This is a genomic window from Amorphus sp. MBR-141 (assembly GCF_053628695.1).
Genome location: NZ_JBRJGW010000002.1, coordinates 298,056 through 310,517, shown reverse-complemented (window position 1 = coordinate 310,517; position 12,462 = coordinate 298,056). Strand labels below are relative to the sequence as shown.

Below are 12,462 nucleotides of genomic sequence, written 5' to 3'. Positions count from 1 at the left end.
CGGCAGGCGGATCCCCCAGCCTGCCGGGCGGTTTTGTCCGCCCTCCGTGGCCCGCTCCGGCGCGCGGACCCGCCTGGCGGCTCGGCCGCTCCCCCGCGCGCGCGGCCCGGCCGTCTCGGCCCGCCCTTTTCGCGCCTGCGAGGCCCGTCCGCCGGCTCCCTTGCCCGCGCGGACGGCACGGCGGCCGGCGCAGAGCGCCCGATCCCAGCAGAACCGGGCCCTGTGGCTGCCTCCTTTTTAGGCCGTGCCTGCCCAAGGGCTGCGCAGACTGCATTGCTGCGTTGCAACAATACCGGCTACTTCCCGGCGCCGACCGGGCCTATCTGGTGGGGCAGAGAGGACCGCGCATCGGATCGGTCCGCTCACGCATCGAACCAGTCCGCAGCTGCGGCAGGAAAAGCTCTGAAGCCATGAACACGACCACCGTCAACACCGCCCAGACCTCCGGCTTTCTCGGCCAGATCGTCGGCGCGTTCCGCAAGATTTCCGCGTCCCTCTGGGAAATGCACCAGATCCACGTGACCCACAGCGAGCTGTCGGCGCTCAGCGACCGCGAGCTTCTCGACATCGGCCTGCTGCGCTCCGACATCCGGTCGGTCGCCGAGGGCACGTTCCGCCGCCCGTCCGAGCCGGTTGCCGCCGCGCCGGCCGTCGCCGCCGAGCAGGACTACCGCCTCGCGGCCTGAGCCTTTTCCGGCCAGGTGCTTCACCTGGCCGATCAGAAATGGCTCTGCCAGCAAGCCTTTTCCGGCCAGGTTCTTCCCTGGCCGATCAGAAATGGCTCTGCCAACAAGCTTTTTCCGGCCAGGTTCTTCCCCTGGCCGATAAGAAATGGCTCCCTCAAGAAACCTTTTCCGGCCAGGTGCTTGACCCTGGCGGACGAGAAACGGTTTCCCTGACGCCTTCGTGTCGACCGGTCGCGGGTTCTGCTTGGCCGGCCGAACGCTCGGCGGCGGGGACGGCATGGTCCGGTCGGGCGATTGCGCCGGGCCGGCCGCCTCGGCGACCCGGTTCCTTGGCCCGACCGCGCCATGCAATGTCCAGGATGAGCTTCCCACCAGCGGTGGACGCGCGCGCGTCCGCCGCTTTTGCGTTCGGGGCTCCGGAGCCTTGTCCGATCAGGGGAGCCTTGTCCGATCAGGCGGACTCACCTGACCGATCAGAAACGGCGCCGGCATCAACCCCGTAAGCCCGTCCTCTGCGGTCGGACCGCGTCGGTCCGAGCGGGAAATGGCTGCAGAATCAAACCCTTGAGCAATTCCGTTTCGTCCAGATCGGTTCGATCCGAACGGGAAATGCGCTAGTCCAGCAGCTGGCCGTCGCAGACGCCCGGGTCGTCGTTGGTGCCGCTGCAGCCGTCCTGGTCCTCGCTGTCGTCCATCTCGTCCATGACCTTCTCCTCGCCGTCGAGCGAGCCCGGCGCGGTGCCTTCGCCCTCGCCGGAGATCTCGGCTTCCTCGGCGATCGACGGCAGGTTGTTCTCCTCGGCGGCCGGCGTTCCGCCGCTCTCGGTGTTCTTGTGCTGCTGGGCCTCGGCTCCGGCGATCGAGAAAAGCAGGATGCAGGCGCTGAGCGTGCTGACGGCGATGCGGGTCATGCGGTGTCCTTGGCTTGGATGCGCGGTCTGGCTATCGAAGGGCCCCGATGAGGGCTAGCCCAAATCGCCCTCGGACGGAAGTGGCCTGACCGGCGGCGGCGCCTTCCGGTTCCGGAGACCGGCCGCTGGAGCCATTTCCGATTAGGTGGAATCACCTGATCGATTGGAAATGCCCTAGCGGGCGCGTCGGCGCCAGCGCCCGGGCAGGGGAACCGGACCGATCGGCGTCGGCGCCCCGATGGCCTGGGCCACCACCCGGTAGGCGCGGCGGTAGTTGATCAGCCCGCCGGCGAAGAACAGCCCGCTTCCGACCAGGTACTGCCACGCCAGGAAGCCGTCGAGCGTCCGGCTGTCGCCCTCGCTGGCGAAGTCCCACAGGTAGGGGATCGAGGCGACGGCGAACAGCACCGAGCCGACCACGAAGGTCAGCGCGGTCAGGTTCATCAGCTGCAGCGTCACCAGGTCGTCGGCCTGGACGATCTGCAGGACGTTGATCACCGCGCCGGCCACGAACAGCAGGCTTCCGGCGATGAAGCACCAGGCGCCGGCCGTGGTGAGCCCGACGGACGACAGGAACAGCACGCTGCCCACGACGAACAGCAGCGTGCCGGCCAGATAGCTGGCGCCCGCCCAGAATTCCAGCTTCTCCCACACGTCGGCCGGCGCGCCCCGGTGCCGGTGATGGCGGACCAGCTCGGCCATGTCGTGGCCGGTGACGAGGAGGTAGAGCAGCGAGCCGGCGAAGAAGGTCCAGGCGCCGGTGTCGGCCCAGGCCGACAGCGCCGGGAAGAAGCAGATGCTGCCGGCGATGAACACCAGCCCGCCCGCCTCGTAGACGATCGCGTTGAGGGTCTCCCAGCGGAAATGCGTCTTCAGGCTCGGCTGCTCGCCGACGAGGTCGTGCAGGCGCGGCCGGTTGACGAACAGATGCGGCATGGGGCGGCGGCTCCCGCTTCAGGATCGATCATGGCGCGCAACGCCGGGTCGATCGACCCAGCGTCCCCTGGCGTCCCCATGACCTAGCGCATCTGCCGCCCGGTTCGAAACGGGTCGGCTCAGAACCCCTTCGCCAGCTCCGGCCAGTCGGCGAGCAGCGCGTCGCGGGCGCGGAAGCCGGCCGGCACCTTGTTGGCCGCCTCGTCGCGGGTCAGCCGGGCGAACACGTAGGTCGTCCCGTCCTTCTCCGCCCAGCCCACGTACCATCCCCAGCCGCGCGCCCGGTCGAACTCGCCGTCGGCCCGGCGGGGAAACGCGGCGCCGGTCTTGCCGTGAACCGTCCAGCCGTCCTCCGCCTCGCGCGTCTCGACGCTGGCGCGGGTCATCTCCATCGCCGCCCGGGAGACGGGCAGGGTGCCGGCGACGAGCTTCGACAGGAATGCCGCCTGCTCGCGCGGCGAGATCTGCAGCGACGAGGCGATCCACGACCGGTCGAGGCCGTTGTCCTGGCCCGGGTCGCCGGAGAAGTCGGCGTTGCCGTAGTCGAACGCGGTGCCGTAGCGGTGGAGCTTGTCCGCGCCCAGCGCGTGGGTGATCTGCTGGGAATACCAGACCACGGAGTACTTCAGCCAGCGGGTCGGGTCGGTCGGCTGCTTCCACTCGGGGCGCCAGGCGACATAGCCTTCCTTGAAGGGGAGGACGGGGTCGTGCGGCCCCTTCAGGAACCCGGCGTCGAAGCCCATGACGGCGAGCGCCACCTTGAAGGTCGAGGCCGGGGTGACGCGGCTGGCGCAGTCGCCGTGCTCCAGCACCGTGCGGCCGTCGGGGGTGGCGACGATGGTGCACAGCGTCTTCGCCGCTGCCGGTGCGGTCCACGCCGCGCTTGCCGCCAGGAGGGCCAGTGCCGTCGCCCAGATCTGTCGCATCCCCGCTTCCTTCGCTCGCGTGCCGATCGCCCACCGGTGACGGAAAAAGGCGGCGGTCCCGGGGCAGCGCGCCGCGCCGGCCTCCCCGGCGCCGATCAGGGTGAACGGCGGGTTAACGCGACAAAGCGCAAGCCCGCCCGCCGGCCGTCGCCGCGCCGAACGCCAAGGGTCTGCATTGTTTCGGCCGGAAAATGAACGAGGCGCACCGCTGTCTCACGGTGCCTCCGGGTCGAGCGGACCCGGAGGCGGGGACGTGATGCAGCGGTGCGCCTGCGGCAGCGCGCCGTTCGGAGCGCGGGTCGGCATCAGCCGACGTAGGCGTTGTCGTCGCGCTTGATGGCGACGATCGAGGAGCGCGGCAGCTTGCCTTCGCCGTCCGGGAACGGCGCGGAGGGGTGCTGGATGCCGACGAACATGGTGCGCCGATCGGCCGACCAGCACAGGCCGGTCACTTCCGACCCGTTCGGGCCGGTGAGGAAGCGCTCGATGCGGCCGGTGACCGGATCGCCCGCCAGCATCTGGTTGTTGCCGTGGCCGGCGAAGTCGCCCTCGTTGGAATCGTCGCCGTCGGTCTGGATCCAGACCATGCCGGAGGTGTCGATCGCCATGCCGTCCGGCGAGTTGAAGAGGTTGCCCTCGTTGATGTTCTCAGAGCCGGCATAGGCGTCGTCGTGGACGGTCGGGTTGCCGGCCATCACGTAGAGATCCCACTCGAACGCGTCGGCCGCATGGTCGCCGCCCTCCGGGCGCCAGCGGACGATCTGGCCGTAGTCGTTGGCCTCGCGCGGGTTCGGGCCGCCGACCGTCATCGGGTCGCCGCCGGCGTTGGTCCGCAGCGAGCCGTCGTCGGCCTTGACGCCACGCCGGCTGTTGTTGGTCAGCGCGCAGTAGGCTTCCGCCGCCACCGGATTGACGGCCACCCACTCGGGACGGTCCATCGTGGTGGCTCCGACCTCGGAGGCGGCCATGCGCGAGAAAATGGCGATCTCGGCGGCCGACATCCCGGTCGCGTCCGGGGTCAGTGCGACCCATTCGCCGGTCATGTCGTCGTTGAACTTGGCGACGTAGAGCTGGCCCTCGTCGAGCAGCGTGGAGGTGTCGCCGCCCGGCACGTAGACGTCGCGCGAGACGAACTTGTAGAGGAACTCGCCGCGCTCGTCGTCGCCGAGATAGACGACCACGCGGCCGTCCGGAGCGATCGCCACGGCGGCGTTCTCGTGCTTGATGCGGCCGAGCGCGGTGCGCTTCACCGGAACGCTCTGCGGGTCGGACGGGTCGATCTCGACGATCCAGCCGGCGCGGTGCGGCTCGTTCGGCGTCTTGGAGGTGTCGAAGCGGGCGTCGAAGGTGTGGTACTCGTAGTCCCAGCCTTCCTTCGACACGCCGTAGCGCTTGTAGCCGGCGGCCACGGGCTCGGCGTAGTCCGCATCCTCGGTGGCGCCGAAGTAGCCGTTGAAATTCTCTTCGCAGGTCAGATAGGTGCCCCACGGCGTCTTGCCGGCGCCGCAGTTGTTGAAGGTGCCGAGGCTCTCGGTGCCGGTCGGGTCGGCCTCGGTCTTCATCAGGTCGTGGCCGGCGGCCGGGCCGGAAATCTTCATCGGCGTGGTGTGGGTGATGCGGCGGTTGAGCGGGCTGTCCTGGACGATCGCCCAGCCGTCCGGCCCTTCGGCCACTTCCATCACCGTCACGCCCTGCAGGTTCTGCAGCTTGCGGACCTGATCGGCGCTCTGCGGCTTGCCCTCGGGGGCGCCGGGCAGGTTGATCTCGTTGTTGGTGTACTCGTGATTGACCGCGATCACCTGCCGGCCGTCGACGACGAAGAACTCCATGCCGTCGGTGTTCTCGCCGAACACCTTGTCGGCGTCGTCGGCGCTGCCGGCGGTCTCCTGGTCGAGCTCCGGCGCGCCGGGGAACAGCGGGTCACCCCAGCTCGCCAGCACCTTCCAGCTGTAGCCGTCCGGCACGTGCACGGTGCCGTCGGTGGCCGCCGGGATCGGCTTGAACGCGAAGCGCTCGGTCTGCTGGGCCAGCGCCGGGATCGCGTCGAGCAGGCCGGCGCTCATCACCGCCGCGCCGGAGCCGAAGGCGAGCGCGCCGCCCAGGAAGCCGCGCCGCGAGATCGCGCGCTCCACCACCTTGTCGAAGTCGTTCCCCTCCGGCCGCGGGAAGTTGATCTCGTCCCATGCGTCGGCGGAAAGACGGGTGCGGGTCTTCTCGGACATGTCTCGATCTCGATATCTGTTTGACGGAAGGGTTCCTGGTCGCGCCGCGATTCCAGATCGAGTTAGACTAATTCCAGTCTTGAACAGATTGATGACGCTCCCCCGGCCGGCCCCATTTTCGCCGGGCCCGGCCCCGGGAGGCCCCTCTTGCCAATCTGCAACCTGAGGTAGCTTTGACGCGGCCGCCGGAAATGCACAATGGAGCTGCGACACTTTGCCTGGTCTCGGGCGTCAGAGCGGATTCAACCGCCGCATCCACACGGGAAAAAGGGGAGCACTGACCATGCACACCATGTTTCGAGGCGCCGTCGTGGGCGCCGGCCTCGCCGCGCTGGCGGCGGCGGCCCCCGCCGTCTCCGCCCATCCGCTCGACGGGCTGAGCGAGGCCGAGATCACCGAGGCGGTGGCGCTGCTGCGGTCGAGCGGCGACGCCGGCGACGACACGCTGTTCCCCTACATAGCGCTGCACGAGCCCGACAAGGCGACGGTGCTGGCCTGGAAGGAGGGCGATCCGGAGCCGCGCATGGTGACCGTGCACCTGAAGCGGCCCGACGGCGCCTTCGTGGCGGAAGTCGACCTCGCCGCCGACAAAGTCGCCTCCATCGCGCCGACCGACCAGCAGACCATGCTGCTGCTGGCGGAGTTCCTGGAGGCGATGAACCTCGCCACCTCGGCGCCGGAGTTCGTGGCCGGGCTGGAGAAGCGCGGGCTTACGCCGGAGGACGTGTTCTGCCTGCCGCTGACCGCCGGCTCGTTCGGCCTGCCGGAGGAGGAGGGGCGCCGGCTCCTGAAGGTGCCGTGCTACGTGCTGCCGGAGACGTCCAACTTCTACGCCAAGCCGATCGAGGGGCTGTACGCCGTCGTCGACCTCAACGCCGACGAGGTGGTCGAGGTGCTGGATTCCGGCGCGCTGCCGGTGCCCAAGGACGGCTGGGGCTACACCGACGCGGAGGTGGAGGCGCGCACCGGCGCGTTGCGGCCGGAGATGAAGCCGGCGACGCTCTCCCAGCCGGACGGTTCCAACGTCACCATCGAGAACGGGCTGGTGAGCTGGGACATCTGGCGCTTCCGCGTCCGCGTCGACAAGCGGCCGGGCGTGGTGATCTCCAACATCGCGGTCGACGACCAGGGCCGCTGGCGCCAGCTGATGTACCAGGCGCACCTGTCGGAGGTGTTCGTGCCCTACATGGACCCGGACGACGGCTGGTACTGGCGCACCTACATGGACAGCGGCGAATACGGCTTCGGCATCTTCCTGACGCCGCTGCGCGCCGGCGTCGACTGCCCGGCCCACGCCACCTACCTGCCGGCCGTGGTGCACCAGGACGACGGCTCGCCGCTGTCGATCCCCGACGCCATCTGCATCTTCGAGCGCAACATCGGCGACCCGGCGTGGCGCCACTTCGAGATCTTCGCCCAGACGCCGGATCAGTTCGTGCCCGCCGAAGGCCGCCCGGCCACCCAGCTCGTGGTGCGGTCCGCCTCGGAGGTCGGCAACTACGACTACCTCGTCGACTACGTGTTCCACCAGGACGGCCGCATGGACGTGATGGTCGGCTCGACCGGCCTCGACGCGGTGAAGGGCGCGGCGGCGGAGAAGATGTCCGATCCGACGGCCGCCGAGGAGACCCGCTACGGCACGCTGATCGCGCCGAACCTGGTCGCCCCCAACCACGACCACTACTTCAACTTCCGCCTGGACTTCGACGTCGACGGGCAGGCCAACACCTTCATGCGCACCGGGCTGGTGCCGGCCGAGCACGACCGCGACATCCCGCGCACGTCCATGTGGGTGACCAGGACCGTGCCGGCGAAGACCGAGCTTGAGGGCCGCTTCAAGGTGAACCCCGACACGCCGGCCATGTACCACGTCATGAACATGGGCGCCGAGGGGCCGCTGGGCCACAAGCCGGGCTACATGATCATCCCCAACAACTCGGTCGCCTACGGGCCGTTCGACTTCGCCGGCGACCCGCCGATGAAGCGCAACGCCTACATCGAGTACACGTTCTGGAACACGCCCTACATGCCGGACGAGCGCTATGCCGGCGGCGCGTACGCCTTCCAGAGCGACGGCTCCGACACGCTGGCCACCTGGGTCGAGCAGGACCGGCCGATCGCCAACACCGACATCGTCACCTGGTACACGATGGGCTTCCACCACGTGCCGCACACCGAGGACTGGCCGGTGATGTCGACGATGTGGAAGGGCTTCATGATCCGGCCGTTCAACTTCTTCGCCCACAACCCGGCGCTGACCATCCGCACGCCGGCCGAGTGAGGCCTGCCGCCGGGGCGGAGCGTGCCGTCCCGGCGCTCAGCGCCTGGGCGGGTCGGCGCAGGCGATGCGGTCCCGTCCGTCCGCCTTGGCGGAATAGAGGGCCCCGTCGGCCAGCCGGATGAGGGCGTCCGGGGCGCTGGAGCGCTCCGGGTACGCGGTCGCGACGCCGATGCTGACGCTCACCCGGCCGTCGTTGCCGCCGTCAAACGGCAGCTTCAGGTCGCCGACCGCCCGGTGGACCCTGCGGGCCATCGTCAGGGCGCCCCGGTGGTCGGTGTTGCCGAGCACGATGGCGAACTCCTCGCCGCCGTAGCGCGCGACGAGATCCGTCGGGCGCCGGCCGAACCGGCCCAGCGCCCGGGCGATCTTCCGCAGGGCGTCGTCGCCGGCCAGGTGCCCGTTCAGGTCGTTGTAGCGCTTGAAGTGGTCGACATCGATCAGCAGCAGCGACACCGGCTGGTCGATCCGCTGGGCCCGCTTGAACTCGGTGCCCAGGAAGGCGTCCAGCCCGCGCCGGTTGGTCAGGTTCGTCAGGCCGTCGACGTCGGCCATCTGGCGGATGGTCCGTTCCCGGGCCTTCTGCTCGGTGATGTCGGCGTGGCTGGCGAGGATCAGTTCCTCGCCGTCGAGCTGCAGGCTCTCCAGGTAGACGTGCAGCCAGTGCCCGTCCTGAAGGCGGATCTTGTAGTTGAGCGAGACGCGCTGCTCCGACAGCCGCACGAAGTCGATGATGTTGGAGAATTGCCGCTGGCCGGGACGGCTGTCGATCGCCGCGTAGAACGTGTCGAAATAGTTCGACAGCAGCGACGTGCTCGCGTCTGTGAACGCATGCTTGTCGGTGAAGCGGTTCCAGGCGGCGTTCGACCACCGGATCCGTCCGGACCGGTCGAGGAGCGCAAGTTCAAAGGGGATGGAGGCGGCCAGCTTGCAGTTGACATACGCGTCGCCGGTCGGTGCGGCTTCGTTCACTCGGCCTGTCCCTCAATATTCAAGCAGAACGCCGGCTCCACTTGTGGACGTCAGTGTGAAATGAGTTTCTTCGAAATGGCGAGCGCGGTGTCTGGTCGACGCGAAACGCGACCCGATCGATCGAAGAGACCGGGCACGACTTGAGACGCTGAACGCAACGTGGGAGGCAGACCGCCACCGCGGGTGTCTCAAAGAGAACCCTGATGCAGGCCAAATGTTCCCGCCCGCAGGCGCTCCGCGGCGGGAAGGTCGAGCGCACCCGGGTTGCCCTCCCGGCTTCGACAGGAGATCCGGCACCCCCCAGACGCAAGCTGCGCCCGAACGGGGCGCAGCGCGGCGAAGCCTGGTGCGGGGGGCGGCGTCAGGGCCAGAGCCTTTTCCGATCAGGTGAAATCACCTGATCGATGAGAAATGGCTCCAGATTCAATACCTTGAGCAATTCCTTTTCGTTCAGATCGCTTCGAGCTGAACGGGAAATGCTCTACCCGTTGGCGATGTACTGGGCGCCGTTGGCCGTCACCACCGAGCCGGTCATGAAGGCGGCCGCGTCGGAGGCCAGGAACGTCACGATTCCGGCGATCTCCTCGGCCTTGCCGAGCCGGCCGACCGGGATCTGGGCGATGATGCTCTCCAGCACCTTTTCCGGCACGGCGGCGACCATGTCGGTGTCGATGTAGCCCGGGCAGATAGCGTTCACGGTGATGCCCTTGCGGGCGTTCTCCTGGGCCAGCGCCTTGGTGAAGCCGATCACGCCGGCCTTGGAGGCGGAATAGTTCGACTGGCCCATCTGGCCCTTCTGGCCGTTGATCGACGAGATGTTGACGATGCGCCCGTAGCCGCGGTCGCGCATGCCGTTGATGACCGGCCGGGTCATGCAGAACATCGAGTTGAGGTTGGTGTGGATCACCTCCGACCACTGCTCCCAGCTCATCTTGTGGAGCGTCGCGTCGCGGGTGATGCCGGCGTTGTTGACGAGCACCTCGATCGGCCCCAGCGCGGCCTCGATCTCGGCGGCGCCCGCCGCGGCCGCCTCGTGGTCGCCCACGTCGAACCGGAACACCTCGATGCCCGTCTCGGCCTTGAAGGCTTCGGCCTTCTCGACGTTGCCGGCGAAATTGGCTGCGACGGTGTAGCCCGCGTCTTTCAGCCCCCGGGAAATGGCGGCTCCGATTCCGCGGGTTCCCCCGGTGACCAGTGCGACCTTGCTCATGTTTCCTCCCTTTTCTCGGTAAATCGCCGTCGGCGGCAGCTCCCGCCGAAGGCGCGTGTCATGTGGGGCGGATGCCCCGGACCGGTGCGCCGCCCCGATCGGGGCCGCGCCGGTCAGTGCGGTGGCGGGCCGGTCGGAGCCCGGCGTCCGGTCTGCCGGGACCGATCGAGGGCGGCCCCGGATGCCGATCCCGACGGACCGGCCCGGTCGATCGGGCCGGTTCGAACCGGACGCGGAATGCTCTAACCCGACTCCGTGACAATCCAATGCCGAATTTGCAGGCGCTTATGCCTTAACTTCATGATTCGATGGCAGTTTCTTGAGCCGCTCCCGAAAGCGTGAAGCCACGCGCCCGGTCGGAAACGGTTCCGCGTCCAAAAGCCGGCCTCTGCCGTGTCCGCTCGGATCGAACCGGTCCGAACGGCAGGGTCTTTTCAAGGCCTTGGTGGTGGCAAGGGCAACGCCGGACGTGTCGCCCGCGCGGCCGGCCGGGCCACGCCGTCTCCTCTGGTATCCTCCTTGGGGCCGCAGCGGTTTGACCGCCGTCAACTTCTGGTGCTTCGGCGCGCTCGGCCGGGCGCCGTTTCCGGCCGAACACGCTCCACCTCGAACCGTAGCCGATCCTGCGGTCGGGTAAAGCCGCAGGGGGCGAAAAGCTGTCCGAAGTGGATCATTCGTCGAGCAGACACGGCCACTTCCTTGACAGTCCCTGAAACCGCGGCGCAAAGCTCAGCCTGCCGACGCGGTGCACCCGAGGTGCCTGCGCCCGTCTTCTCGCCGCCAGGCCGGTCGCCATCTCGCCTGCCGGTGCGCAAGTCGCCGCTCCTGCCGTGTCGGACCCCAATTGCGATGAACCAGGACAGCGCGCTGCCGACTGATGCCCCCCGTCCTTTGGCGCGGATCTTCAGCATTGCCGCCGGCGTCTATCTGGCGGCTGCAATCCTCATTGCCAGCGGCGTTTCGGTGCCGTGCTTCATGGCGCCGGGCATCTGCGATGCCGGCAGCCTCGTGCCCGTGGCGCTTTTTGCCAACCTTCCGATCCTGGTGGCCAGCGCCATGATGCTGGCCGGCGGGCTCGGCGCCGCGCTGTGGCCGCGCCGGCTCTGGCGCGCCATGGTTGTGGTGTTTCCGCTTTGGGGGCTTCTCAGTTTTTTTCCGGCCCTTTGGCTGTCAGGATCGTTCATCACCTCGGATTTCCCGAATGCGCTTGCCGTGATCCTCGAGCGTCTCGTCCTCACGTCGGCGGTGCTGATCATGGGGGTCGTGTTCCTCTGGCCCGTGCGCGGGCTCTCGCTGTCGCTGGCTGCACGGGCGTTCGGGGCGGCGCTCGGCGCGGCCGCGGTTGTAGGACTTGGGGGATCGGCAGCAACGGCGCTGTCGGTTTCGCGCCTCGCAGCGGCTCATGATCTGTGCGACGTCAGGGTGCGGACGATGTCGGCCACCCGGTACGTGCCCCTCTCAAAATGGTCGGCCTACTGGCTCCCGCAGTACGCGCGGTCGGTGCCAGAGCTCGAACCCGGTCTCCGGGTGTTCCTGGCCGTCGCCAGTCCGTGCGACGGCGAAGCAGCAGGCCGCAACGACCAGCACTGGTCGTTCCAGAAATGGGACTTTGTGCCGCACAGCTGACATCCCCGCCGGGGCATGTCCCGTTCGGATCCGATCGATCAGGCGTTTCTACCTGGCCGGACAGGGCACTGGTGGGTGCGCCGGTCCCCTCACAGGGCGATGGCGGTGTCGTCCTTGGCGGTGCGGATGACCACCAGCGTGTAGAAGCGGGCGACGTTGGTGCGGTCGCGGAACAGCCGCTCGCAGAGCGCGTCGAACTCCTCCATGTCGGCGAGCCGCATCACCAGCACCACGTCGACCGAGCCGGTCACCGCATAGGCCTGGCTCACCGCCGGTTCGGCGGAGGCGAGGCCGAGAAAGCGGCGCATCTGCTGCTCGCCGTGCTCCTTCAGCTCGACCGTCACGATCGCCCGCAGCGCGCGTCCGGCCTTTGCCGGATTGAGGATCGCCACGATGCGGTCGATCACGCCGGCGGCGCGCAGCCGCCGCACGCGCCGGAGGCAGCTCGACGGCGACAGGCCGACCTGGTCGGCCAGGGCCGCGTTGGTGCGCCCCGCATCGCGCTGCATCAGCGTCAGAAGCTTCCTGTCGATCCGGTCCATGTCTTCGCTTCCCCAACCGGCCGCGCCCTCTGCCCAGAAGCCGGGCGGAGCCCGGAAGCGACCCGCCGACCGGACCCACAGGCCGTTCGCGTGCAATATTATTGCACAAAGGTGCTCATTTTGACCAAAACTGCGATCCGCCCCGGGGTAGTG

The 12,462-nt window shown here is 68.6% G+C and carries 10 protein-coding genes; 3 read left to right on the top strand and 7 right to left on the bottom strand.

Annotated features, from left to right (window positions below):
- The first annotated feature begins 410 nt into the window (after nucleotides 1-410).
- Nucleotides 411-686 (top strand): DUF1127 domain-containing protein, encoded by a 276-nt coding sequence (locus ACSSVZ_RS03955; protein ID WP_453968423.1) that lies wholly within the window; start codon nucleotides 411-413, stop codon nucleotides 684-686.
- Between the two features lie 614 nt (nucleotides 687-1,300).
- Here the strand turns inward: ACSSVZ_RS03955 and ACSSVZ_RS03950 are convergent.
- The 4 genes from ACSSVZ_RS03950 to ACSSVZ_RS03935 all read right to left on the bottom strand — a co-directional run bounded on the left by ACSSVZ_RS03950 (nucleotide 1,301) and on the right by ACSSVZ_RS03935 (nucleotide 5,681).
- Entirely contained in the window at nucleotides 1,301-1,597 is a 297-nt protein-coding gene (locus tag ACSSVZ_RS03950) for a hypothetical protein (RefSeq protein WP_453968422.1), read from the bottom strand.
- Between the two features lie 174 nt (nucleotides 1,598-1,771).
- Nucleotides 1,772-2,533: a YrhK family protein gene (locus tag ACSSVZ_RS03945; RefSeq protein ID WP_453968421.1), complete on the bottom strand. Its 762-nt coding sequence runs from the start codon at nucleotides 2,531-2,533 to the stop codon at nucleotides 1,772-1,774.
- 119 nt (nucleotides 2,534-2,652) lie between these two features.
- Nucleotides 2,653-3,459: a class D beta-lactamase gene (gene blaOXA / locus ACSSVZ_RS03940; protein ID WP_453968420.1), complete on the bottom strand. Its 807-nt coding sequence runs from the start codon at nucleotides 3,457-3,459 to the stop codon at nucleotides 2,653-2,655.
- 305 nt (nucleotides 3,460-3,764) lie between these two features.
- Nucleotides 3,765-5,681 (bottom strand): PhoX family protein, encoded by a 1,917-nt coding sequence (locus ACSSVZ_RS03935; protein WP_453968419.1) that lies wholly within the window; start codon nucleotides 5,679-5,681, stop codon nucleotides 3,765-3,767.
- A 283-nt stretch (nucleotides 5,682-5,964) separates the two neighbouring features.
- Here ACSSVZ_RS03935 and ACSSVZ_RS03930 point away from each other — a divergent pair, with 283 nt between their 5' ends.
- Nucleotides 5,965-7,962, top strand: a complete 1,998-nt coding sequence (locus ACSSVZ_RS03930; protein ID WP_453968418.1) for a copper amine oxidase — start codon at nucleotides 5,965-5,967, stop codon at nucleotides 7,960-7,962.
- A gap of 36 nt (nucleotides 7,963-7,998) precedes the next feature.
- Here the strand turns inward: ACSSVZ_RS03930 and ACSSVZ_RS03925 are convergent, their stop codons facing one another.
- Together ACSSVZ_RS03925 and phbB are read right to left on the bottom strand one after the other, a co-directional pair.
- Complete coding sequence (locus tag ACSSVZ_RS03925) at nucleotides 7,999-8,931, bottom strand: GGDEF domain-containing protein (protein WP_453968417.1); 933 nt, start codon at nucleotides 8,929-8,931, stop codon at nucleotides 7,999-8,001.
- A 481-nt stretch (nucleotides 8,932-9,412) separates the two neighbouring features.
- Nucleotides 9,413-10,141 (bottom strand): acetoacetyl-CoA reductase, encoded by a 729-nt coding sequence (gene phbB / locus ACSSVZ_RS03920; protein WP_453968416.1) that lies wholly within the window; start codon nucleotides 10,139-10,141, stop codon nucleotides 9,413-9,415.
- An 807-nt stretch (nucleotides 10,142-10,948) separates the two neighbouring features.
- Here phbB and ACSSVZ_RS03915 point away from each other — a divergent pair.
- Nucleotides 10,949-11,767, top strand: a complete 819-nt coding sequence (locus ACSSVZ_RS03915) for a hypothetical protein (protein WP_453968415.1) — start codon at nucleotides 10,949-10,951, stop codon at nucleotides 11,765-11,767.
- Nucleotides 11,768-11,856: 89 nt separating this feature from the next.
- Here ACSSVZ_RS03915 and ACSSVZ_RS03910 read toward each other — a convergent pair whose 3' ends face one another.
- Nucleotides 11,857-12,309: an Lrp/AsnC family transcriptional regulator gene (locus ACSSVZ_RS03910; protein WP_453968414.1), complete on the bottom strand. Its 453-nt coding sequence runs from the start codon at nucleotides 12,307-12,309 to the stop codon at nucleotides 11,857-11,859.
- Nucleotides 12,310-12,462: the final 153 nt, after the last annotated feature.

What these genes read in the sequence shown, in the direction of transcription:
- ACSSVZ_RS03955 (WP_453968423.1), top strand. Translation starts at nt 411, where the DNA reads ATGAACACGACCACCGTCAACACCGCCCAGACCTCCGGCTTTCTCGGC.
- ACSSVZ_RS03950 (WP_453968422.1), bottom strand. Translation starts at nt 1,597, where the DNA reads ATGACCCGCATCGCCGTCAGCACGCTCAGCGCCTGCATCCTGCTTTTC.
- ACSSVZ_RS03945 (WP_453968421.1), bottom strand. Translation starts at nt 2,533, where the DNA reads ATGCCGCATCTGTTCGTCAACCGGCCGCGCCTGCACGACCTCGTCGGC.
- blaOXA (WP_453968420.1), bottom strand. Translation starts at nt 3,459, where the DNA reads ATGCGACAGATCTGGGCGACGGCACTGGCCCTCCTGGCGGCAAGCGCG.
- ACSSVZ_RS03935 (WP_453968419.1), bottom strand. Translation starts at nt 5,681, where the DNA reads ATGTCCGAGAAGACCCGCACCCGTCTTTCCGCCGACGCATGGGACGAG.
- ACSSVZ_RS03930 (WP_453968418.1), top strand. Translation starts at nt 5,965, where the DNA reads ATGCACACCATGTTTCGAGGCGCCGTCGTGGGCGCCGGCCTCGCCGCG.
- phbB (WP_453968416.1), bottom strand. Translation starts at nt 10,141, where the DNA reads ATGAGCAAGGTCGCACTGGTCACCGGGGGAACCCGCGGAATCGGAGCC.
- ACSSVZ_RS03910 (WP_453968414.1), bottom strand. Translation starts at nt 12,309, where the DNA reads ATGGACCGGATCGACAGGAAGCTTCTGACGCTGATGCAGCGCGATGCG.